Below are 21,234 nucleotides of genomic sequence, written 5' to 3' on the forward strand. Positions count from 1 at the left end.
TTTTCAAGTCCTGCTATGATAAATGGAGTAATAAATAAGGAGTGTTCGATATGGCAATGGATTTTAATTTTCTTATGAATGATATAGTGACTCAAGCTCGACAAGAAATGACCGATGCTGGGTATACACAATTGCAGACGCCGGAAGAAGTGACGGATGTTTTAGCTCAGCCAGGCACTAGCCTTGTGATGATCAACTCTGTATGCGGCTGTGCAGGCGGGATTGCCCGTCCAGCAGCAACGCATGCTGTGCATTATGACAAACGCCCTGACCGCCTTGTAACTGTATTTGCTGGCCAGGACAAAGAAGCAACAGCTCAAGCACGTGCGATTTTCGGCGACGACCACTTGCCTTCATCTCCATCTTTCGTCTTCATGAAAGACGGCAAAATGGTCGATGAAATCGGCAGACATGAAATCGAAGGGCATGACCCAATGTCTGTTATCACGCATATTCAAGAAATCTTTGAAGAGCATTGCGAAGAAATCTAAAGAGAATGCCCCTCAAAAAGGGGCATTTTTTTATTGAGAAGAATGTGTAGGTTGTAAGGTTCGTTATTTATCTGTCGAATCTAGACGGCTGCCTACGCTTTTCTAATAAGGGGATGCCTATGAAACTTAAGAAATACAGGATTGGCTACCGTACGATGAAAACGGCTGCTGGGGTGGCGATCGCCATTTCGTTAGCCCAGTTGCTTCAGCTTGATTATTACGTTTCTGCTGGAATCTTGACGATTCTTTGCATTCAGCCGACAAAAAAGAAATCGATACGCGCTGCTTTTTCCCGCCTGGTCGCGAGTTTGATCGCAATTACGTATGCCTTTATATTTTTTGAAGGGATTGCGTATCATCCTTTGACCATTGGCGTCATGATTTTGCTATTCATTCCGACATTGGTGACGTTCCGATTTGCGGATGGTTTTGTCTCGAGTTCGGTTATCCTTTTGCATATTTATGATTCCCAGAACTTGACGCTGGATTTATTTTTCAATGAATTGACGCTGATGGCTGTAGGTTTCGGAACCGCTCTTGCAGTCAATATGTATATGCCGAGCATCGAGAAGAAATTAGACGATTACCGCTACCAGATTGAGGTATTGTATTCCTCAATTTTCTCGGAAATCGCAAATTATCTCCGGCAAGGGGAATCAGCCTGGACAGGAAAAGAATTGATGGAAAGCACAGAGCTGCTGAAAAATGCAAAAGCACTCGCCTATCAGGATGTTGAAAATCATGTGACCCGCCTTGAAAATAAGTATTATCATTACTTCGACATGAGGGAGCAGCAACTGGAAATCATTGAACGCATCTTGCCTAAAATTACAGCTTTGCCGGTAATTGTTGGGCATTCTCATCTCATTGCTGATTTCTTGGAAGATCTTGCAAACCACGTCCATTCGGGAAATACCGCCTACCGTTATATTGGAAAGCTGGAAGCCGTCAAAGACGAGTTTGCGGATATGCCGCTGCCGGACAGCCATGACAAATTCCTGGCCATGGCCGCTTTATATCAAGTAATTGAAGAGATGGAAGCTTATTTGGAAATCAAATCTTCCTATAAGGGATTTAAAAGCGCGAAACCTGCGGCATCCTTATAAAAACACAAGACCGGTGAAAGAAAAGCTTTCACCGGTCTTATGTTTTATTTTTTGTTTTTAAGATCGCCGATGGCATCTTGTGCTTTGCCTTTTAATTTGTCTGCTTTTCCGTCACGCTGCATTTTAGGGTCGTCAGTCGCATTGCCGATCTGGTCTTTCATTTCGCCTTTTGCTTTGCTGACCGTGCCTTTAAGTTTGTCACCCAAACCATTGTTTTCTGCCATTTTGTGTTCCTCCTCGATGTTGTCTTACTCTTTGTATAGCCTTAAAACGGAAATTTAAAACAAACTCGCGTATAATAAAAGCATGAAACCGAGGAGGGAAAGCATGGAAAAACGCGATGCCAGGCAAATTCTTGAACAAAAAATGAAAGAGACGCGGCCGAAGTGGACAAGAAACCAATCTGCGCGCCCTAAAAAATATAGATCGACTACGCAAACACCTGAAGATTATGTGGTACTGGATTTTGAAACGACCGGGCTCCGTTCCGGCAGTGATAAAATCATCCAGATCGGAGCGGTTAAATACATTCAGCATGAACGCAAAGAAACGATGTATTTAATGGTGAATCCGGAATGTCCAATTTCTGGAACCATCACCCGGATCACCGGCATTACGAATAAGGATGTTGAAAATGCACCCGTAATTGAAGAAGTGGCACATGAACTGATTGCCTTCATTGGCGGACTGCCGATTGTCGCACATAATGCCCCGTTTGATATGGGTTTTCTTTATGCGTTAGAAGACATTACGCCGATTCCGGAATACACAGTCATCGATACGGTCAAACTTGCCAGAAGAGCCATTACGGAAACGCCGAACCATAAGCTGACGACGCTGACCGCTTTTTTGAAATTGGAGCATGATGCGCATGATGCTTTAGGGGATTGCCTCGCGACAGCATCCATTTATCAATTTTGTGTGGAGCGGCTGCGCTGACAAAAGAAAAGACGGAAAATCGGCATGTGCGATTTTCCGTCTTTTTCTATTTTGCAGTCATTAAATGATGAAGCTGATGCCCATTAGCAAACTTGAAAGCAGCATTAAACCGACCATTGTGTAGACGATCACTTTTCGGAAAGCACTATTTCTCATCCATCGAAACTCCTTTATAGATAGTTGAACTTTGTTTCTATAATAGCATAGTTCGAGCGCATTTTATAGGCGGAGCTCTGGCATTATCCAAATATTCAAGAAGAACTAGAGTTTTCCTATCTGAATCTGTACAATAAAAGAGAACATAAAAAAAGGAAGTGAATTTAATGAAGAAAGTCGACCATATCGGAATTGCGGTACGAAACATTAACGAAGTGCTTCCTTATTATACGGAAACGCTCGGCTGTCCTTTATTGAAAATTGAAGAAGTGGAATCGCAGAAGGTGCGTGTGGCTTTTATCGATGCCGGCAATATTAAACTGGAATTGCTCGAGCCAATGGATAGTGCTGGAGCAGTTTATAAATTTATCGAAAAAAGAGGCGAAGGCATCCACCACATCGCTTTCGGAGTGGATGACATCGAATCCCGTATGAAAGAACTTCGTGAAAATGGGGTACAATTGTTAAGTGAACATGCAAATCCAGGGGCAGGCGGCGCTTTAGTGGCTTTCTTGCATCCGAAATCTTCAAATGGCGTATTATACGAACTTTGTGAAAAGCAATGATTGAGGAGTGGGGAAATGGACATTTACGAAAGAATCAATGAATTATACGATCGCAAACGGGAGATTGAACTCGGAGGCGGGGAAGAACGGATAGACAAACAGCACGAAAAAGGGAAATTGACTGCCCGGGAGCGCATCGAATTGCTTGTCGATGAAGGTTCCTTTGTCGAACTTAGCCCGTTTGTGGAACATCGCACGACTGATTTCGGCATGGCAAAAGGGCCAGGCGAAGGAGTTGTTACGGGATACGGGAAAGTGAACGGACGTCCAATCTATTTGTTTTCGCAAGACTTCACAGTGTTCGGCGGGGCACTCGGCGAAATGCATGCCCAAAAAATCGCCAACGTCATGGACTTAGCTGCTAAAAATGGAGCGCCGTTCATCGGGTTGAACGATTCAGGCGGAGCCCGCATCCAGGAAGGCGTCTTGTCGCTGGATGGTTATGGCCATATTTTCTACCGGAATTCCATCTATTCAGGCGTTATCCCTCAAATCTCGGTCATTATGGGGCCTTCTGCAGGGGGTGCAGTTTATTCGCCAGCTATCACGGATTTTGTGTTCATGGTCGATAAAACGAGCCAGATGTTCATTACAGGACCGAAAGTAATTGAAACAGTGACAGGAGAAAAGATTTCTTCTGAAGACCTTGGTGGATCTCGTGTACATACAGCAATAAGCGGAAATGCACATTTCCGTTCGGATTCCGAACAGGAAGTGCTGAAGATGGTGCGCCGCTTGATCAGCTACTTACCGCAAAATAATCAGGAAATGCCGCCGCGATTGGAAGTGGATGAAAAAGACGATTACCGTCCGGATCTTGCAGATATCGTTCCATTTGAAGCAATCCGTCCCTATGACGTCCGCAAAGTGGCGGAACAAGTGGTGGATACGGATAGCTTCATGGAAGTACAGCCGGAGTTTGCCCGCAATATCGTCATTGGACTTGCGCGCATTAAAGGCGAAACAGTCGGGTTGGTCTGCAACCAGCCGAAAGTGATGGCTGGAGGCCTGGATATCGATTCATCCGATAAAGCAGCGCGCTTTATCCGTTTCTGTGATTCATTTAATATTCCGTTGATCACATTTGAAGATGTGACGGGTTTCTTCCCGGGCATTAAACAAGAGCACGGGGGCATTATCCGCCACGGCGCGAAAATCCTTTACGCTTATTCAGAAGCGACAGTTCCGAAAATGACGGTTATTCTTCGAAAAGCATACGGCGGTGCATATGTAGCGCTTAACTCGAAGTCAATCGGTGCTGATCTTGTTTATTCATGGCCAAATGCTGAAATTGCAGTGATGGGGCCTCAAGGAGCAGCGAATATCATCTTCGCCCGCGAAATTGCGGCAAGCGATAATCCGGAAGAAACACGAGCTGCTAAAATCGAGGAATACCGCGAGAAATTCGCGAATCCTTACGTGGCAGCTGCCCGGGGAATGGTTGATGACGTCATCGACCCGCGTGAAACCCGCATCAAACTGATCCAGGCACTTGAAATGATGCGCAATAAAAAAGATACACGACCAGCGAAAAAACACGGAAATATGCCTTTGTAATAAGAAAAGCGTAAACGGCCGTTCAGGTTCGACAGGCATAAGACGGGCTGGCGAAGCGGCGTTTTTTGCCGCACAGCCAGAATGGCTTATGTCCGAGACCCTGGCCGTTGGAGTCTAGACAATAAGAAAAGCGTAAACGGCCGTTCAGGTTCGACAGGCATAAGGCGAGCTGGCGAAGCGGCGCTTTTTGCCGCACAGCCAGAATGGCTTATGTCCGAGACCCTGGCCGTTGGAGTCTAGACAATAAGAAAAGCGTAAACGGCCGTTCAGGTTCGACAGGCATAAGAAAAGCGGAAGCGGCCATCGTATTTCTGAAGGCCCTTCACGCTGCAAGAATTAAAGAAAAGAGAAACAGTTGTCCGAATAAGACAAGTTCCTTTCCATTCCTTTTCAAACTGGAATGTCTTTACTTTCATAGATTTTATAAAAGAGGGGTGCCAGATGAACAAGGATAGATTATTAAATGAGTTTCTGGAATTGGTCCAGATTGATTCGGAAACAAAAAATGAAGCGGAAATCGCTTCGGTTTTAAAACGAAAATTAGAGGATATCGGCTTCCATGTGGCGGAAGACGATTCATCTGTCCGCAACGGACATGGTGCGAATAATTTAATTGCGACATTGCGCGGTGCCTTTACGGAAGTGCCTGCCATTTATTTCACCGTGCATATGGATACGGTAGTGCCAGGAAAAGGCATTAAGCCGGAAGTGCGCGACGGTTATGTGGTTTCGGATGGTACAACCATACTTGGTGCTGATGATAAAGCAGGGATTGCCGCTTTGTTTGAAATGGTTCGGACAATCCAAGAACAGCAAGTCGAACACGGCGATATCCAGTTTGTCATAACGGCTGGAGAAGAAAGCGGACTCGCTGGAGCGAAAGAATTGGATCCGTCCCTATTGATTGCAGAATATGGCTATGCTGTTGACAGCGATGGGAAAGTCGGCGGAATTGTCACTTCAGCTCCAAATCAAGCGAAACTATGGACGACCATCCATGGGAAAACGGCGCATGCGGGCGTTGCACCGGAAAAAGGGATTTCAGCAATTACAATCGCCGCAAAAGCAATTGCGAAGATGAACCTTGGCCGCATCGATGAGGAAACGACAGCCAATATCGGCCGCTTCGAAGGCGGACAAGCAACGAATATCGTCTGCGATGAAGTGCATATCCTTTCTGAAGCACGGTCAATCAGCGAAGATAAATTAGCTGCCCAGACGGCGCATATGGAATCCGTTTTTGAAACAGTCGCGAAACAAATGGGCGGGAAGGCTGTAACCGAAGTTAAATTGATGTATCCAGGCTTCCATTTTGAAGAAACGGAACGCGTTGTTCAGATTGCGAAGAGAGCAGCGGAAAAAATAGGCCGGCCATCGCCTGTTTTGACGAGCGGTGGAGGAAGCGATGCGAATATCTTCAATGGCTTTGGCATTCCGACCGCAAATCTTTGTGTGGGCTATGAAGAAATCCATACGACAAAAGAACGCATTCCGGTGGAAGAATTAGAGAAATTAGCTGAGTTGCTGATTGAAATCGTTAAAGAATCAACTAAAGCCTACTAATAATCGAATAAGTTGTACAATGAGAGAACAAGCTGTTTGTTCTCTCTTTTTTTGTTAGAATGAAAGAAAAAGCGAAAGTGAAGCGATTTCCATGAGCGGGCGAGTGATATTCCATATTGATATGAATAGTTTTTATGCATCAGTCGAGCAATCTCATGACCCGTCCTTAAAAGGGAAAGCTATTGCGATTGCCGGGAACCCGAAAGAACGGCGCGGCATCATCGTGACATGTTCTTACGAAGCACGGGCGCACGGCATTTACACGACCATGCAAGTTTTTGAAGCGAAGCGCAAGTTTCCGGAATTGATTCTTTTGCCTCCTAATTTTGAACGGTATCGCATTGCCTCAAAAGCCATGTTCGAAATTCTGCGTTCCTATACCGATCTGGTCGAGCCGGTGTCGATAGACGAAGGCTATATCGATATGACGGAATTAGCCCAGGAACGGAATGCCGTTTCGCTGGCAGAAGAAATTCAGCAACGGATTTTGGCGGAACTGGACCTTCCTTGTTCGATTGGCATAGCGCCGAATAAATTTCTGGCAAAAACAGCTTCGGATATGAAGAAACCGATGGGCATCACCATTTTGAGGAAACGGGAAATCCGAGAGAAGCTGTGGCCGCTTCCAGTCATTGAAATGCATGGCATCGGCGAAAGTACAGCAGACAAACTGAAAAACTTAAGCATTGCGACAATCGGCGATTTAGCTCAGGCAAATGCCGGATTAATCAAAGAAAAAATGGGCAAGAACGGCTTGAGGCTGCAAAATCGGGCGAACGGAATCGACGACCGGGCTGTGGATCCTGAATCCATATACGATACAAAAAGCGTTGGAACTTCCACTACCTTGCCGATTGATGAAACGGATGAAGAAAATTTAAAAGCTATCTTCCGGAAACTCAGTGCAAAAGTGGCAAACCGGTTGGAAGCAAAGGAATTGGCTGGACCAACTGTCAGCATTCAGACGCGCAGCTCAGAATGGAAAAACCGGACACGCAGTGTGACTTTACGGAATACGGTATGGAAAGCCGATGATATCTTTCGCAACGCTTGGCAGTTGTTCATCAAGAATTGGAACGGGGAGCCTTTGCGCTTAGTCGGTGTAACCGTATCGAATGTAGCGGCAAAAGAAGACATGACCGAGCAATTATCCATTTTTAATTTTCAAGAACATGCCAAAGAAGAGCCAATTCTGAATTTGATTTCGCAGCTTGAAACCAAATTCGGCAAAAATGTGCTGAGCAAAGGGGTTAAACTTAAAAAACCCTCATATGATTCCAAAACGAGCTTCAGCAAAGACTTCTTGGATGACCACGAAAGAAAGTAGGGGAATTATGCAATTATTATTTCTTGGGACAGGAGCGGGCATGCCGTCCAAACAGCGAAATACCAGTTCGCTTGCACTTAAATTGCTCGAAGAACGCGGCACCATCTGGCTTTTCGACGTTGGAGAAGCTACTCAGCATCAAATCCTTCATACGACCTTGAAACCCCGGAAAATCGAGAAAATCTTCATCACCCATTTACATGGCGACCATATTTTCGGATTGCCGGGATTGCTTGGCTCCCGGTCTTTCCAAGGGAGCGATCAGCCGCTTGAAATCTATGGACCGAAAGGCATCAAGGAATTCGTAGAAAGCGTCTTGAAAATCAGCCGGACTCATCTTACGTATCCGATTCTCTTTAACGAGAAGCTGGAAGGCCGAATTTTTGAAGATGACACGATGACCGTAGAAACGGCTTTGCTAGACCATGTCATCCCTTCCTACGGCTACCGGATCACGCAAAAACCGCGGCCACCGAAATTAAATATTGAAAAAGCAACCGCTCTAGGTGTTCCGAAAGGCCCGTTGCTCGCGAAATTGAAAAGCGGGGTAGATGTAGAGCTTGAAGACGGCAAGATGGTAAAAAGCTCAGAAGTGACGGAAGCGGAGCAGCCTGGGTTTATCCTATCCATTTTGGGAGACACCCGTTTTTGCCAAGCCGCGATTGATTTAAGCCGCGGGGCGGATGCGGTAGTCCACGAAGCCACATTCGATGCTGAGACCCAAAAATTGGCGAAAGACTATGGCCATTCCACAATTTCCGACGCAGCTGAAACGGCGCGGAGAGCTGAGGCCAACTTGCTGATTGCCAACCACATCAGCGCAAGATTTTTGCCGGAAGATGAAAAAATCTTAAAAAATCAAGTCAAAGACATATTTCCAGATCTTGTGATTGCGCGGGATTTTATGGAATTTGATTGGAACCTGCATACACGAAAATTCAAGAAGAAACTGGAAAGCCATCGATAAAAAGATGGCTTTTTTTGAGAGTTCAAAATTTTTTATGCAAATAATAGAACATACGTTCTTTTTGTGTTAAAATAAAGGTACAGCTGCAGAGGGCGGTAAGGCCATTCCCCAGGAAAGGGGGTGGTAACATGACGATTACAGAATCATTCGGCCTTGTTTTTACGAGCATTGGCCTGACCATTAGTGCATTGACTTTCGTCGTTTCAATGATTCTCGTCATCAATAAAAAAAAATAACCGTCCCTGTGGTGAGGAATGACGGTTATTTTTCAAAGCCTAATTCCAGCCGAACCGCTCTCAAGCGGTATGCAGCTGGCCGAATGCGCTCTGCATTCGGTTTTTTTTGAAGAAGTCCAAATCTGAATCGAAATCAGACCCGTCCATTCTTCATTGAGTTACCTTTAGTATACTAAATTTTGAGTTTTTTGCAACTGCCTTACACCCATCCGCGCTTATAGGGCACTGGCACGTCGATATCCGCGTTCAACTCTTTAGCAGCGGTATATGCCCAATAAGGGTCACGAAGCAATTCGCGGGCCAGGAAGACTAAATCAGCGCGTCCATTTTGCAGGATTTCTTCTGCATGCAGGGCGTTTGTAATCAATCCGACTGCGCCTACTTCAATAGGTGTCTTATGCTTTATGGTTTCTGCAAACGGAACTTGATATCCTGGAAAAGCGTTGATTTTTGCAGGAACGACAGCTCCTGAACTGACATCAATCAAATCTACGCCTTGTTCCTTCATCCACTTCGTCATTTCCACATATAATTCTGGCGTCATGCCGCCTTCTGTATAGTCATGAGCAGAAATGCGGACAAATAAGGGGCCATCCCACACTTCGTTGACGCCATCGATGATTTCTTTCAAAATGCGGTAGCGGTTCTCCGCCGATCCGCCGTATTCATCGCTGCGTTTATTGCTTAGCGGCGACAGGAACTGGTTGATCAAATAACCATGTGCCGCATGCAGTTCAATTACATCAAATCCAGCTTGCTTGGAACGTACGGCAGCCATCTTAAACGCCTCGACCGTTTCCTGGATTTCCTCGACGCTCATTTCTACCGGCAATTTGTATTGGTCACTAAAAGCGATTGCACTCGGAGCTTGAATCGGTCCGTCTACGGTCGCTTTTCTGCCGGCATGTGCTAATTGGATGCCGGTTTTCGAACCGTGCAATTTCATCAGGCGGACGAGTTCAGCCAGACCTTCGACATGGCCATCTTCCCAGATTCCAAGGTCTTGCGCAGAGATTCTGCCTTGAGGCTGGACAGCGGTAGCCTCTAATATGATCAGCCCAACTTGGCCGACAGCACGCGCCGGATAATGGATGCGGTGCCAATCGGTGACTTGGCCGTCTTCTTTATCGCTTTGGTACATGCACATCGGAGCCATGACGATGCGATTTTTAAACGTGGTGTTTTTAATGGTGTATTCTTCGAATAATTTTGCCATTCCAAATGCCTCCTCTAATTTACAAAACAATTAGAGTTTAAGTATAGCAAAATACCTTATTCGAACTCTCGTCCCAAAGCTCGGGATCTTGCCGCAGCCTGTTCGATGCATTGCCCGATCGTCCCTTTGAAATTATTTTTTTCAAGCGAAGCAATGCCTGCTGCAGTTGTGCCGTTCGGGCTAGTGACTTTTTTTCGCAGCTCTGCAAAGTCGTCTTGCTGCAGCATGTCAGCTGCGCCGGAGAAAGTTTGGCGTACTAGTTTTTTTGCATCTCCAGGAGACAGGCCGTTTTGAATGGCAGCTTCCGTCATCGCCTCAGCAAAATAATAGATGAATGCCGGCCCGCTGCCAGCCACAGCCGTCACGGCGTCAAGCTGGGATTCTTCGACAACGGTGACGCCGCCAATCGAGGAAAGCAAATTTCTTAAATCGTGTTGTTGGCTCGTGGAGACGTAGCGGCTCCATGCGACCCCAGTCGCGGATTTGCCGATTTTTGCAGAAGTATTTGGCATGGCGCGAGCCACCGGCAAATTGCCGACATATTTTTGGATCGTTTCAATGGAAACACCAGCCACCACGGAAAGAATAACCGTTTTATCAGAAAGCTTGTCTTTAATATCGGTAAGGGCGGCTGCTACATCTTTCGGCTTCATCGCCAATAAAATAAAATCGGCTTGCCTCAATTCTTTTTTCTCTTTCTGGACAATTTTCACACCGTACTCATCTTTCAAAAATTCGAGCCGTTCTTTATCGGATTTATTCATCACGGAAATTTCTTCCGGCTTTAAAATCTTTTTCTGGATCCATCCATGCACCATGGACTCTGCCATCGACCCAGCGCCTACACATACGATATCCATCTTCATCACGTCCTTTGTCATAAGTAAGAAAATGCGAGCATGTTTTTACGCATTAAAAAAAGCGCATCCGTCCCAGCATTTGCAAGGACGAAAACGCTTGGTTTCCGCGGTACCACCTAAGTTTGCCGGTAAACGGCACGACTCGAAATCCTTACCGCGGATAAAACGTCCGTGTTTTCACGGCAGCTCAAAAGTAGGTTCAAGAAGGGAGCGGGGATGCACATTTCACCAAAAGCGCACTCTCTATACACCATCACCGTCTTTACTGGTCTTTTTCTTCGCTCGACTATGTAACTGCATTATAGGGGGAGGGCTGAATATTTGTCAAATGGCTTTTAGGCGTGACGGCTCGGTTTTTAAGCTGTATGATAGATGAATAGCCATTCATTCTTTAAGGAGCTGAAGTTATGAGTGTACATAAGATTATTATTCCAACACCTTTTGCAGTAGGAGATGTGAACTCCTACTTATTAAAAGGCGATGCCCTTACTTTAATAGATGCTGGGCCAAAAACTCCGGAAGCATGGGAAGCGATAAAAGCGGGGCTTAAGGAAGTGAATTTGCGTCCGCAGGATATCGAGCAAGTTGTTTTAACGCACCACCATCCCGACCATGCAGGCTGGGTGGATGGTTTTGAGAATGCTAAATTATATGGCCATCCTTATAACGACTTGTGGTTAAGAAGAGATGAAGCCTTTTTTCAATACCACGATGCCTTCTATATGGAACGCCTAAAAGAAGAAGGCGTACCGGATGACTTGGAATATTGGGTTAAAAAGATGAAGCGGCCGTTGAATCTAATGGGCAGCCGTCCGCTCGATATGTCGATCAATGAAGGCGATGTCCTGCCAGGCCATGAGGAATGGAAAGTCATGGAGACGCTCGGGCACGCCCAAAGCCATCTGTCTTTTTGGAATACGGAAACAAGTGAAATGATCGGCGGCGACCACGTCATCGCGAAAGTATCGTCAAATCCGCTAATTGAACCGCCGCTTGATCCGGATCAAGGGCGTCCGAAATCATTGCTTCAATACAATGAATCGCTCGGGAGACTATTGAAGATGCCGATTGATGTCATTTATAGCGGTCATGGTGAAGAAGTCCGAAATATGAAAGAGTTGATTACTGCACGCTTAGAAAAGCAGCATCTCCGTGCCATGAAAGTATTGAAAATGATTGAAGACGAAGAAAAGACCGTCTATATGCTTGCTAAGGAATTGTTCCCGCATGCGTATGTGAAAGAACTTGGATTGACGCTTTCCGAAACGATCGGCCAGATCGACTATCTATTGGAGGATGGGCTCATTACCGAAAGGCTGGATGGCGATGGCCTGTTTTATTACCAAAAAGCGTAATTGCCGTCATTGGTTTGTTATTGCGTAATGCCGGTTTAAAGGTTAAAATAAAGCCGTTGGACTTTTCAAAATATGGACAGCACAACTGAGATTAACACGAAAAGGAATGGATTATTTTGAAGAAATTCACTATGTTGATGGCAAGTTTGTTATTTTTAGCCGCGTGTTCAAATGATGAAGAGGCAAAGCCGAAAGTTGAAGAACCTAAAAAAGAAGAAGTGGCGACGGAGCAGCAGCAAGAGATGACAGAAGAAGGATTTATCACTCAAGTTACGACAGACCAGATCCTCGTCAATAATATTTACTTCACGATTCCTGAAGAAGTTAGCATAAAGCATGATGATGGCAAGGAACAGAAAGACGGTGTAATCAGCGATATCCGCACCGGCATGAAAGTGGTTGTTGATTATAAAGGTCCGCTCGAAGATTCCTTCCCGATGGAAGGCAAGGCTGAAACCGTGTCTATCCAAGAAGATGAAGCGTCATTAGAAGAAGCCGAAGCTTTGACTGCCTTTATCGAAGGCGAGAAACTTCCGCGCTTATTGATGCTTGGCCAGCCGATTGTGCGCGAAAACGAAATCGGCTTCCTGTTCACCAATATGGAGAACGGCAAAATGTCTGAAGTCAAAATCGATTTAGATACACATGAATATACAATTGGGGGAGAATAAACTTTCTCTTCTAAACGAGAGTTCTTTAAGAAAATCTGTTTATTTGTGCGAATATTTCAACAAGAAAGGTAGCTGCGGCTGCTTTTCTTTTTTTTATTTGAATGTAATTAAATTCACTTGCACTAATAAATATTCCGTGTTAGTATATGAATATTCATATTAAATAATGCATAAAAATACATTGGAGGTTTTCCTATTGAATAAAAAGATCGTACTCGCATACTCAGGTGGATTAGATACATCGGTGGCCATTCCGTGGCTGAAAGGACAAGGCTACGACGTCGTCGCTGTGTGCCTGGATATCGGGGAAGGAAAAGATTTGAATTTCATTAAACAAAAAGCGCTTCAAGTCGGAGCGGTTGAAAGTTATATGATCGATGCGAGAGAAGAATTTGCGAATGAATATGCACTTGTATCCATGCAGGCTCATACGCTATACGAAGGCAAATATCCGCTTGTTTCCGCGTTATCCCGTCCATTGATTTCGAAAAAATTGGTGGAAATTGCAGAAGCGACAGGATCGACTGCAGTAGCGCACGGCTGTACGGGCAAAGGCAATGACCAAGTCCGTTTTGAAGTTTCCATCAAATCGTTGAACCCGGCACTTGAAGTAATCGCCCCGGTTCGTGCTTGGGCATGGTCACGTGATGAAGAAATTGCTTATGCGAAAGAAAACAATGTGCCGATTCCGGTCAACTTGGACAGCCCGTTTTCAATCGACCAAAACTTATGGGGCCGCGCCAACGAATGCGGCGTTTTAGAAGATCCATGGGCTGCACCGCCAGAAGAAGCATATGACATTACAAACTCTTTGGAAAATACACCGGATACACCGGATGTGGTGGAAATTGAATTTGCAAATGGCGTTCCTGTCCAGTTGGACGGAGTTTCTTATACCTTCGCCAATTTGATCCTTGAATTGAACAAGCTTGCAGGCAAGCACGGCGTCGGCAGAATCGACCATGTTGAAAACCGTCTCGTCGGCATCAAATCACGTGAAATTTATGAAGCTCCAGCTGCGATGACTTTAATTGCAGCGCATAAAGAGCTTGAAGACATTACACTCGTAAAAGAAATGGCGCATTTCAAGCCGGTAATTGAAAAGAAATTGACGGAATTGATTTACGAAGGCCTTTGGTTCTCGCCGCTTCGTACAGCGCTTCAAGCATTTTTGCAAGAAACGCAAACCTTTGTCAACGGCACAGTGCGTGTGAAATTGTTTAAAGGCCATGCAATCGTTGAAGGCCGTAAGTCAGCGAATTCTCTTTATAGCGAACAATTGGCTACTTATTCGACTGATGATACATTCAACCACGAATCGGCAGTCGGATTTATCGAATTGTGGGGGCTTCCAACGGTGGTCAATGCACAAGTCAATAAGAAAGAAGTCGCGATCCCTGAAAACGTGAAGGTAGGCGTTCAATCATGACCAAACTGTGGGGAGGCCGTTTCCAGAAATCGGCCGAACAGTGGGTGGATGAGTTCGGCGCATCGATTTCCTTTGACCAAAAACTTGTACTAGAAGATCTAGAAGGCAGCACGGCCCATGTTAAAATGCTATCGGCTTGCGGCATCCTTTCAGAAGAAGATGCAGCTCTTATTTTATCTGGGCTGCAGACCTTGAAAGGCAAAGCAGCGGCAGGCGATTTGGAATTCAGCGTGGCAAACGAAGACATTCATTTAAATCTGGAGAAGTTCTTGATTGATGAAATCGGTCCGGTCGGCGGCAAGCTTCATACGGCGAGAAGCCGGAATGATCAAGTTGCGACAGATATGCATCTTTATTTGAAAAATCGGGTAACAGAAATAATAGAAGCTGTGACAGCATTCCAGTCGGCTATCGTCGATCAGGCTGAAACTCATGTGGAAACAATTGTACCCGGTTATACACATCTTCAGCGTGCCCAGCCGATTTCATTCGGCCATCATTTGCTGACGTATTTCTGGATGCTTGAACGCGATAAGGAACGTTTGTCGGAATCCTTAAAACGCATCGACCTTTCGCCGCTTGGCGCTGGGGCGATGTCCGGAACGACATTCCCGATTGACCGGGAATTGTCAGCGAGCCTGCTCGGATTTTCAGGCGTCTACCAAAACAGCCTGGATGCCGTGAGCGACCGAGATTTCATTGTGGAATTTCTAAGCAATGCATCGATGTTGATGATGCATATGTCGCGTTTTGCTGAAGAAATCATTCTTTGGTCAAGCGAAGAATTCCGCTTTATTGAACTGGATGATGCTTTTTCTACAGGATCGAGCATCATGCCGCAAAAGAAAAATCCGGATATGGCGGAACTGATCCGCGGCAAAACAGGCCGTGTCTACGGCAATCTGTTTGGATTGCTGACGACTTTAAAAGGGTTGCCGCTCGCTTACAATAAAGACATGCAAGAAGATAAAGAAGGCATGTTTGACACTGTCCATACATTAATGGGTTCATTGCCGATATTTGAAGGCATGGTCCGGACGATGATTGTCCGTACCGATTCGATGGAAAAAGCCGTCCATTCCGACTTTTCCAATGCCACAGAACTTGCCGATTATTTGGCAGCTAAAGGCATGCCATTCCGCGAAGCGCATGATGTTACCGGAAAACTGGTCTTTACGTGCATTCAACGAGGCTATTATTTAAAAGATCTTCCGCTTGCCGATCTGCAGCAAGCAAGTGTGTTGATAGAAGAAGATATTTATGAGACCTTAATGCCCAAAACCGCAGTTAAACGCCGCAACTCACTTGGCGGCACCGGCTTTGAACAAGTACACCACCAGTTGGGACTTGCCAAGCAACTCATCGGGTAATCAAGTCCAATCTTATAAAGCCGTAGCGCTTGGTACCCGCTATCGGCACCTTTGACCGGAATTCCTATCCCCCTTAGGAATTCCGCTTTTTTGATTTCTCAAACAGGATTAACTAGGAAACCTATGATGGAAAGAACGCTCATCTCGAAAATTCTCAGTCTATTGTCTGATTTACTTCAAGAATCGAAATATTTATTCCTTTTACATAATGGTATTGATAAAATAAGACAGGTAGTTCCATATCGAACAGCAAGGGGAAGAGAATATGCGTGTGTTTTTCGAGTTAGGATGGTTTTTTAAAGAACGGAAACTTCATTATGCTGTCGGTATTTTCATGCTGCTGATTGTGGCATTTCTCGGAGTGTTGCCACCGCGGATTATCGGTTTTGTAGTGGATGAAATCAGCAAAGGGACGTTGACAAAATCTTATCTGCTAATGTGGCTAGGGGTGTTGGCCGGTGCAGCACTTGCCATGTACGCACTTCGCTATGCATGGCGGATCATGATTTTTGGATCTTCGATTCTTTTGGCAAGAAATTTACGGGAACAGCTTTTCCGGCATTTTACCCGGATGTCTCCGGCGTTTTATCAGAAGCGGCGGGTCGGCGATTTGATGGCTCATGCAACGAATGATATTCAAGCCGTCCAGCAGACTGCAGGGGCCGGAGTTTTGACGCTTGTCGATTCCTTGGCTACTGGCGGGTTTGTCATTGCGGCCATGGCGTTGACAATCAGCTGGAAGTTGACGTTAATCGTCTTGCTTCCGCTTCCATTGATGGCATATATGACGAATTATTACGGGAAATTGATGCATCAACGTTTCCATAAAGCCCAAGAAGCCTTTTCGAGTTTGAACGATAAAACGCAGGAAAGCATTTCAGGCATGAAAGTGATAAAGACTTTTGGCCAAGAAAAAGAAGACATCGAAGATTTCAAGCGGCTGTCGCATACTGTAGTCGATGAAAATATTAAAGTGGCCCGTGTCGATTCTCTGTTTGATCCGACCATTTCAGCCATCATCGGTGTCTGTTATCTTCTGGCTATTGGATTCGGATCGTATTTTGTCGTTTCAGGAAGCATGACTATTGGGGATTTGGTCGCTTTCACTGCCTATCTCGGCTTGCTGGTGTGGCCAATGCTCGCTTTCGGGTGGCTATTCAATATCGTCGAACGCGGCCGGGCATCCTATGACCGCATCCGCCTCTTGCTTGCAGCACCGGTGGAAATCGAAGACCAGGAAGATGCCGTCGATTTCAAGCCGCAAGGAGATCTTGTTTTTGCACTCGAACGCTTTAATTTCACAGGCGACGAACGAGCGGCTCTCCAAAACATTCATTTCCGTTTAAAACAAGGAGAAACGCTTGGAATCGCAGGGAAAACCGGATCTGGAAAGTCTGCCATCCTGCGCTTGCTATTGAGGGAATTTGATCAGTACGAAGGCGAAATTACATTTGGCGGCATTCCGATCAATGAATACAAAAAACAGAATTTGCGTGAAGCGATCGGCTATGTGCCGCAAGAGCATTTCCTGTTTTCAACAACCGTCGCGGGCAATATTGCATTTGCCCGACCAGAAGCCACGCTAGAAGAAGTACAGAAAGCTGCTAAGCTTGCTTATATCCATGAAGATATCCTGAATTTCACCAACGGCTACGAAACGGTAGTCGGAGAACGCGGCGTTTCTCTTTCAGGCGGCCAGAAACAGCGGATTTCAATCGCCCGTGCGTTAATGATGAAGCCGGAATTGCTGATTTTGGATGATTCTTTGTCTGCGGTTGATGCGAAAACGGAAGAAGCCATCTTGACTTCTTTAAAAGAAACGCGCAGCGGCCAGACGACGATTATTACGTCGCACCGCCTCAGTGCAATCCAACATGCGCATCAAATTCTCGTCATGCACGAAGGAACAGTGGCAGAGATTGGAACACACGCGGAATTGATGAGTAAAAGAGGCCGTTATTATGAAATGTATGAGCTCCAGCAATTAGAGGCGCTCGTCGAGCAAGGAGGCGAGTTATGATGGAAAAGCAACCATCGTTGACCGGCAAAGACCAATGGAAAGTATTTAAACGCCTGCTCACTTATTTGGTTCCCCACAAAAAGATGCTGGCATTTGCTTTAGGCTTACTGGTACTCACCGTTGTCGGAGATGTGTTGGGGCCATTTCTCATTAAAATGTTTATCGATGATTTTTTGACCCCAGGCAATTTTCCGACAGGGCCTGTAGTGGGTCTGGCATTAGCTTATTTGTTTATCCAGATTTCCAATGTGGTCATCAGTTATTTTCAATTGCTGAAATTCCAGGAAGCGGCTTTAAAAATCATTCAGCAAATGCGCATCGACGTTTTTGCTAAAGTCCAGAATCTTGGCATGCGCTATTTTGATAAGACGCCTGCCGGCAGCATTGTATCGAGAGTGACCAATGATACGGAAGCAATCAAGGAAATGTTTGTCAGTGTATTGATCGGATTTATCCAAAGCGCTTTCTTGATTATCGGCGTCTATATCGCGATGTTCTTCCTGAATGTTAAACTGGCAGCTATTTCACTTGTCCTATTGCCGATACTGTTTTGGATCATGTACCTATACCGCAAATACAGTTCCGTATTTTATCAGGATTTGCGCGAGCGTCTTGGGCAATTGAATGCAAAGATTTCAGAGTCTGTCCAAGGCATGGGCATGATTCAAGCATTTGGCCAGGAAAAGCGGTTGAAAGACGAATTCAGCGAAATCAACGAGCAGCATTGGAAAGCCGGAAAACGCAATATTAAAATTGACGGATTGCTTTTGCGGCCCGCAATCGATTTGGTTTATGCATTGGCGTTGATTATTCTATTAAGCTATTTCGGCATCACTTCTTTTTCGAATACTGTGGAAGTCGGAGTGATTTATGCGTTTGTGACGTATATTGACCGTTTTTTTGAGCCAATCAATCAAGTTATGCAGCGGCTTTCCATTTTCCAGCAAGCCATTGTCGCTGCAGCGCGCGTATTTTCGCTATTGGACGAAGAAGACTTGGCGCCCGCTCAAAAAAACACGGCCGGCACTATTGAAGAAGGCCGGATCGAATTTAACGATGTCAGTTTTTCTTATGACGGCATTACAGACGTTTTAAAGCATATTTCATTCACAGCGATGCCGGGTGAGACGGTCGCGTTAGTGGGGCATACGGGAAGCGGCAAGAGTTCCATCATTAACTTATTGATGCGCTTCTATGAATTCTCTAAAGGGGACATTCTAATCGATGGGCAATCGGTTAAGAATTACGAATCACAAGAGCTCCGCAAGAAAATTGGATTGGTGCTGCAAGATCCGTTTCTATTCTATGGAAGCATCGAAAGCAATATTCGCCTCCATAACCAACAGATGGGGGACGCGGAAGTGAGGGCCGCCGCTGAATTTGTCCAGGCTGACCGGTTTATCAATGCTTTGCCGAATGGATACCAGCAAGACGTGACAGAACGCGGTTCGACTTTTTCGAGCGGACAACGGCAGCTGGTGGCATTTGCGCGGACGATGGCGACCGATCCGAAAATTTTGGTGCTTGATGAAGCAACAGCGAATATTGACACTGAAACCGAAATCGCAATCCAGGCAGGGCTCGAACGCATGCGAAAAGGGCGGACGACGATTGCCATTGCACACCGGCTTAGTACGATCCAAGATGCAGACCAAATTTTAGTTTTGCATCACGGTGAAATTGTTGAACGCGGGACACATCAAGAATTGCTTGCAGAACGCGGACTTTACCATAAAATGTATTTACTGCAAAACGGAATAGTAGAAGCTATGTAAAGCGGCTCCGGCCGCTTTTTTTTGTGAAAAAATTTAATAATTAAAAGCATAGCTCGTTTTTAATTATACATGTAGAAAACTACATAAGGTTTATCTAAAAAAAGAAAAAAACGTAACAAAAAAAGTGAAAAAAGGGGCCAAAATCATTGTCCACAAATATGTCACAAGCAAAGAGGCGGTTTTGCTCGAGATTATTTGGTAAGATGGGAGGAGTAAAAAAGAGAAACTATGCTCTTTGGGTATCATCGAGCAGCAGTGGATTCAATTGGACTTTGATTCGCAAGTTCATTTTTGCGGTTAAAGCGAGGATAAGGAGTGACCAATAGTGGCTGCAGATATAAACTTGTTTTTGGCGTTCGGGGCAGGATTTCTGAGTTTCATTTCGCCGTGTACGCTGCCGCTGTATCCAGCATTTTTATCTTATATAACAGGCATGACGATTGATGAGATTAAAAATGATAAAAAGGTAATGCAGCGCCGAGGTATGTACCATACCTTATTTTTCCTTCTCGGTTTTTCAACCATTTTTATTGCGCTCGGATTCAGCACTTCATTTTTCTACGAATGGTTTTTGCGCTACGATGATTTGATCCGCCAACTAGGCGCTATCTTCATTGTGGTTTTCGGCTTGATGATCGTTGGCGTCTTTACACCGAAGTTTCTTATGCAAGATCGCAAGTTTTCATTTAAGAACCGGCCATCCGGTTTTCTCGGTACTTTTGTTATCGGGATTGCTTTTGCAGCTGGATGGACGCCTTGTACAGGGCCAATCACAGCGGCAATTTATGCCTTAGCTGCAACAAATCCGGGATCTGGGATCTGGTATATGATCGCTTATATTCTTGGTTTTGCGATTCCGTTCTTTGTATTGTCCTTCTTCGTTGCGCAAACAGGCTGGCTGCGCAGAAACAGCAACAAAATCATGAAAATCGGCGGCTATGTCATGATTGCAGTCGGAATTCTCTTGTTCTTCGACGGCATGACTTATATTATACGGATTTTAAGCCCGATATTTGGAGATTTCCAAGGGTTTTAAATGATGGTATGATTATCATCAGTAAAAGCGGAGTAAGCGGGTGTAAGTATGGAAAGTAAAAAAATTTTAATAGTAAGCAAGGTGAGCTTCGATGTTTGAAATGATCTCTCCTGAACTCATGCTGATTGTGACGACAGTCGGAGCGCTCGGAATGGGGATTTTGGCAATATTTGTCCGCAATAAATCGGCGAAAAAACCGGCCTCGGCCAAAAAGATTATTTTGCCGCCTTTATTCATGTCGACAGGTGCGCTGATGTTCGTCTTTCCATTTTTTCGGGTGCACCCCATGCAGATTCTTGAAGCCTGTTTAGTGGGAATGCTGTTTTCGACGGTTCTCATCTGGACTTCGAAATTTGAAGTGCGGGACGGCGATATTTATTTAAAGCAATCAAAGGCATTCATGTTCATTTTATTTGGTTTATTGCTGATCCGGGTGATTGCAAAAGTGGTGCTGAGTGCAACAATTGATGTAGGTGAGCTCGGGGGCATGTTCTTTATCCTGGCTTTCAGCATGATTGTGCCATGGCGCTTAGCCATGTATCTGCAATATAAGAAAATGACGAATAAAGTAAAAAGCGCAGTCCCGAATTGAGG

20 protein-coding genes and 1 other annotated feature are annotated in these 21,234 nt (G+C 45.2%); of the genes, 16 read left to right on the top strand and 4 right to left on the bottom strand.

What is annotated here, in order from left to right:
- Positions 1–50: 50 nt before the first annotated feature.
- Both NFU07_RS00475 and NFU07_RS00480 read left to right on the top strand, forming a co-directional pair.
- On the top strand, positions 51–491 hold the full coding sequence (locus tag NFU07_RS00475) for a BrxA/BrxB family bacilliredoxin (RefSeq protein ID WP_235199114.1): 441 nt from the start codon (positions 51–53) through the stop codon (positions 489–491).
- 113 nt (positions 492–604) lie between these two features.
- Positions 605–1,597, top strand: a complete 993-nt coding sequence (locus NFU07_RS00480; protein WP_251473057.1) for an aromatic acid exporter family protein — start codon at positions 605–607, stop codon at positions 1,595–1,597.
- A 44-nt stretch (positions 1,598–1,641) separates the two neighbouring features.
- On the opposite strand, the gene NFU07_RS00485 is transcribed toward NFU07_RS00480, so the two are convergent.
- Positions 1,642–1,821, bottom strand: a complete 180-nt coding sequence (locus NFU07_RS00485) for a CsbD family protein (RefSeq protein ID WP_235199116.1) — start codon at positions 1,819–1,821, stop codon at positions 1,642–1,644.
- Between the two features lie 103 nt (positions 1,822–1,924).
- Between NFU07_RS00485 and NFU07_RS00490 the strand changes: the two genes are divergently transcribed.
- Positions 1,925–2,536, top strand: a complete 612-nt coding sequence (locus NFU07_RS00490; protein WP_251473060.1) for a 3'-5' exonuclease — start codon at positions 1,925–1,927, stop codon at positions 2,534–2,536.
- Between the two features lie 60 nt (positions 2,537–2,596).
- Here NFU07_RS00490 and prli42 read toward each other — a convergent pair whose 3' ends face one another.
- Positions 2,597–2,692: a stressosome-associated protein Prli42 gene (gene prli42 / locus NFU07_RS00495; RefSeq protein WP_199876604.1), complete on the bottom strand. Its 96-nt coding sequence runs from the start codon at positions 2,690–2,692 to the stop codon at positions 2,597–2,599.
- Positions 2,693–2,859: 167 nt separating this feature from the next.
- Here prli42 and mce point away from each other — a divergent pair, with 167 nt between their 5' ends.
- The 5 genes from mce (at position 2,860) to rnz (ending at position 8,672) form a co-directional block, all read left to right on the top strand.
- Positions 2,860–3,258, top strand: a complete 399-nt coding sequence (gene mce / locus NFU07_RS00500; protein ID WP_235199118.1) for a methylmalonyl-CoA epimerase — start codon at positions 2,860–2,862, stop codon at positions 3,256–3,258.
- A gap of 15 nt (positions 3,259–3,273) precedes the next feature.
- The gene (locus tag NFU07_RS00505; protein ID WP_251473062.1) at positions 3,274–4,815 is read left to right on the top strand and encodes an acyl-CoA carboxylase subunit beta; all 1,542 of its coding nucleotides are present in this window, start codon (positions 3,274–3,276) and stop codon (positions 4,813–4,815) included.
- Positions 4,816–5,256: 441 nt separating this feature from the next.
- Positions 5,257–6,378, top strand: coding sequence for a M20/M25/M40 family metallo-hydrolase (locus NFU07_RS00510; protein ID WP_251473065.1), 1,122 nt, complete (start codon positions 5,257–5,259; stop codon positions 6,376–6,378).
- Between the two features lie 91 nt (positions 6,379–6,469).
- Positions 6,470–7,705 (top strand): DNA polymerase IV, encoded by a 1,236-nt coding sequence (locus NFU07_RS00515; RefSeq protein ID WP_251473069.1) that lies wholly within the window; start codon positions 6,470–6,472, stop codon positions 7,703–7,705.
- 7 nt (positions 7,706–7,712) lie between these two features.
- On the top strand, positions 7,713–8,672 hold the full coding sequence (gene rnz, locus NFU07_RS00520) for a ribonuclease Z (RefSeq protein WP_251473072.1): 960 nt from the start codon (positions 7,713–7,715) through the stop codon (positions 8,670–8,672).
- Positions 8,673–9,107: 435 nt separating this feature from the next.
- Here the strand turns inward: rnz and namA are convergent, their stop codons facing one another.
- Both namA and proC read right to left on the bottom strand, forming a co-directional pair.
- Positions 9,108–10,124, bottom strand: a complete 1,017-nt coding sequence (namA, locus tag NFU07_RS00525; protein ID WP_251473073.1) for an NADPH dehydrogenase NamA — start codon at positions 10,122–10,124, stop codon at positions 9,108–9,110.
- A gap of 56 nt (positions 10,125–10,180) precedes the next feature.
- Complete coding sequence (gene proC / locus NFU07_RS00530) at positions 10,181–10,984, bottom strand: pyrroline-5-carboxylate reductase (protein WP_251473079.1); 804 nt, start codon at positions 10,982–10,984, stop codon at positions 10,181–10,183.
- A gap of 80 nt (positions 10,985–11,064) precedes the next feature.
- Positions 11,065–11,272, bottom strand: a binding site (T-box leader).
- Positions 11,273–11,391: 119 nt separating this feature from the next.
- Here proC and NFU07_RS00535 point away from each other — a divergent pair.
- The 8 genes from NFU07_RS00535 to NFU07_RS00570 all read left to right on the top strand — a co-directional run bounded on the left by NFU07_RS00535 (position 11,392) and on the right by NFU07_RS00570 (position 21,232).
- Positions 11,392–12,339 carry an MBL fold metallo-hydrolase gene (locus NFU07_RS00535; RefSeq protein ID WP_251473082.1) on the top strand — a complete coding sequence of 316 codons (948 nt, stop codon included), beginning with the start codon at positions 11,392–11,394 and terminating at the stop codon, positions 12,337–12,339.
- Positions 12,340–12,455: 116 nt separating this feature from the next.
- Positions 12,456–13,010, top strand: coding sequence for a YobA family protein (locus NFU07_RS00540; RefSeq protein ID WP_251473085.1), 555 nt, complete (start codon positions 12,456–12,458; stop codon positions 13,008–13,010).
- A gap of 196 nt (positions 13,011–13,206) precedes the next feature.
- Positions 13,207–14,439, top strand: a complete 1,233-nt coding sequence (locus tag NFU07_RS00545; RefSeq protein ID WP_285835914.1) for an argininosuccinate synthase — start codon at positions 13,207–13,209, stop codon at positions 14,437–14,439.
- Positions 14,436–15,809 carry an argininosuccinate lyase gene (gene argH, locus NFU07_RS00550; RefSeq protein WP_251473091.1) on the top strand — a complete coding sequence of 458 codons (1,374 nt, stop codon included), beginning with the start codon at positions 14,436–14,438 and terminating at the stop codon, positions 15,807–15,809. Before NFU07_RS00545 ends, argH begins: the two co-directional genes overlap by 4 nt.
- A gap of 265 nt (positions 15,810–16,074) precedes the next feature.
- Complete coding sequence (locus tag NFU07_RS00555) at positions 16,075–17,829, top strand: ABC transporter transmembrane domain-containing protein (RefSeq protein ID WP_251473094.1); 1,755 nt, start codon at positions 16,075–16,077, stop codon at positions 17,827–17,829.
- Positions 17,829–19,604, top strand: a complete 1,776-nt coding sequence (locus NFU07_RS00560; protein ID WP_251473097.1) for an ABC transporter ATP-binding protein — start codon at positions 17,829–17,831, stop codon at positions 19,602–19,604. The genes NFU07_RS00555 and NFU07_RS00560 overlap by 1 nt, the downstream gene beginning before the upstream one ends.
- Positions 19,605–19,929: 325 nt before the next feature.
- The gene (locus NFU07_RS00565; RefSeq protein WP_251473100.1) at positions 19,930–20,640 is read left to right on the top strand and encodes a cytochrome c biogenesis CcdA family protein; all 711 of its coding nucleotides are present in this window, start codon (positions 19,930–19,932) and stop codon (positions 20,638–20,640) included.
- Positions 20,641–20,731: 91 nt separating this feature from the next.
- Positions 20,732–21,232, top strand: a complete 501-nt coding sequence (locus tag NFU07_RS00570) for a CcdC family protein (protein WP_251473102.1) — start codon at positions 20,732–20,734, stop codon at positions 21,230–21,232.
- The last annotated feature ends 2 nt before the right edge of the window (positions 21,233–21,234 follow it).

It is taken from the genome of Planococcus sp. NCCP-2050 (genome assembly GCF_023708025.1).
GTDB lineage: Bacteria > Bacillota > Bacilli > Bacillales_A > Planococcaceae > Planococcus.